Annotated in this window: 3 protein-coding genes; all 3 read right to left on the reverse strand. The window is 64.5% G+C overall.

Going from position 1 to position 2,342, the window contains the following annotated elements:
- Positions 1-259, reverse strand: a 259-nt coding sequence (locus ENZ74_RS29525) for an aldehyde dehydrogenase family protein (protein ID WP_127313209.1), incomplete at its 3' end; no start/stop codon positions are given.
- A gap of 57 nt (positions 260-316) precedes the next feature.
- Complete coding sequence (gene betA / locus ENZ74_RS29530) at positions 317-1,969, reverse strand: choline dehydrogenase (protein ID WP_013532681.1); 1,653 nt, start codon at positions 1,967-1,969, stop codon at positions 317-319.
- A partial coding sequence (locus ENZ74_RS29535; protein WP_127313210.1) for a pyridoxal-phosphate dependent enzyme occupies positions 1,962-2,342 on the reverse strand: 381 nt, incomplete at its 5' end. The genes ENZ74_RS29535 and betA, both read right to left, overlap by 8 nt.

A 2,342-nucleotide genomic window follows, 5' to 3' on the forward strand; every position in this document is an offset into this window, starting at 1 on the left:
CGAGGTCGGCGTTGCGGGCGCGTAATATGTCGGCGGCGCGGCGCAGGATGCGCCCGCGCTCGACCGGCTTCAGCCGCGCCCAGGCGGGCTGCGCCGCCCGCGCGGCCTCGACGGCGAGTTCCAGCACGTTCGGCGTTGCCGAACGCAGCATGGCGATGGTCTCGCCGGTTGCCGGATAGATGACCGGCAGCGGGGCGCCGCCTTCGTCCTCGATGTAGCGTCCGTTGACATAGTGCGATGCCGTGGGCTGAGCGCGCATGGAAGTCTCCAGATTGTCTTTCGCGGCATGCGGATCGTGCAGTCACACGATCATGCTCTATCTGTCCGACGCCTGCCAGCGCGGATTGATCCATGGTTCCTGGTTGGACGGCGCCAGCGGCGTGCGGCCAAGGATGTGATCGGATGCCTTCTCGCCGGTCATGATCGACGGCGCATTGAGATTGCCGTTGGTGACGCGCGGGAAGATCGAGGAATCGGCGACCCGCAATCCTTCGACGCCGATGACCCGGCACTCCGGATCGACGACGCTCATCACGTCGTCGGCGCGGCCCATCTTGCAGGTGCCGCAAGGATGGTAGGCGCTCTCCGCGTGATCCCGGATGAAGATGTCGAGATCGTCGTCCGACTGCACGTGGCTGCCCGGCGATATCTCCTTGCCTCGATAGGGATCGAACGCCGACTGGCCGAAGATCTCGCGGGTCAGCCGGATGCAGTGGCGGAACTCCGCCCAGTCGTCTGGATGCGACATGTAGTTGAAGTGGATCATCGGTTTCGATTTCGGGTCCGGCGAGCGCAGCGTCACCGACCCCCGCGACTTCGAGCGCATCGGTCCGACATGCGCCTGGAAGCCGTGCGACTTGGCCGCCGCCTTGCCGTCATAGCGGACTGCCGCGGGGATGAAATGGTACTGGATGTCGGGGTAGTCGACGCCGGCACGCGATCGCACGAAGGCCGCCGCTTCGAAATGGTTGGTGGCGCCTAGCCCGTTCTTGAGGAACAGCCACTGCGCCCCGATGAGCGCTTTCGAGAACGGATTCAGCACCGAATTGAGCGTGATCGGCAGCAATGATTCCTGCTGGATGTAGAGCTCCATATGGTCCTGCAGGTTGCGGCCGACGCCGGGCCTGTCGGCCACCACCGGAATGCCGTTTTCGCGCAGATGCTCGGCCGGACCGATGCCGGACAGCATCAGGATCTTGGGCGAATTGATCGACGATGCGGCGACGATTACCTCACGTCGCGCCTTAACGACCTGAATCTGTTTGTGAGCTTCGATCTCGACGCCGATGGCGCGCTGATTCTCGATGATCACCCGCCGCGCAAAGCCCTTGACCAGACTGACGTTTTTGCGCTTCAGCGCCGGCTTCAGATAGGCTGATGCCGCCGACCATCGGCGGCCGCCGCTGATGGTCTGCTCCATCGGCCCAAAACCTTCCTGCTTGGAACCGTTATAGTCCTCCGTCAGTTCGAACCCGGCCTGGCGGCCAGCCTCGACGAAGGCGCCATAGAGCGGATTTTTACGCGAGCCGCGCTGCACATGCAGCGGCCCGCCGTGCCCGCGCCAGCCATCCTCGCCGCCATCCGAATCCTCCATGCGCTTGAAATAGGGGAGCACGTCGGCGAAGCCCCAGCCGGCCGCACCCTCTTCGGCCCAATGGTCGAAGTCGCGGGCGTGGCCGCGCACATAGACCATGCCGTTGATCGAGGACGAGCCGCCGATAACCTTGCCGCGCGGTGTCGCCAGCACACGGCCGCCGAGATGCGGCTCCGGCTCGCTGGCAAAGCCCCAGTCGTAGAGGCTCATGTTGAGCGGGATCGACAGCGCCGACGGCATCTGGATCAGCGGCCCGATATCGCTGCCGCCGAATTCGATGACGATGACCGAATGCTTGCCGTCTTCCGACAGGCGATAGGCCATGGCCGAGCCGGCCGAGCCGGAGCCGATGATGACGAAATCCGCTTCAAGCATGGTTCATATGCGCCATGAAATCGGCGAGCGAGACATTGCCGCCGGTAGCCACAACAAGGACGGTCTTGTCCTTCACATCCACCTTGCCGCCGAGCAATGCCGCGATCGACGCCGCCCCCGACGGTTCGAGCACCAGCTTCATGCGCTCGAAGGCGATCCGCATCGCGCGCCGCACCGATTGGTCGTCGACGGTGATGCCGTGAACACCCGCCGTCTTGACCGCGGCAAACGGAGCATCGCCCGGCCGTCGCGACATCAAACCGTCGCAGATCGATTTCGGCCCGATCGGCATCGTCTCGATGCTGCCATGCGCCAGCGACGAGCCCATGCCATTGAAACCTTCCGGCTCGACGCCGATGATCTCTGTGGCGGG

This window comes from Mesorhizobium sp. M7A.F.Ca.CA.002.15.2.1 (assembly GCF_003998715.1).
Taxonomy (GTDB): Bacteria; Pseudomonadota; Alphaproteobacteria; order Rhizobiales; family Rhizobiaceae; genus Mesorhizobium; species Mesorhizobium ciceri.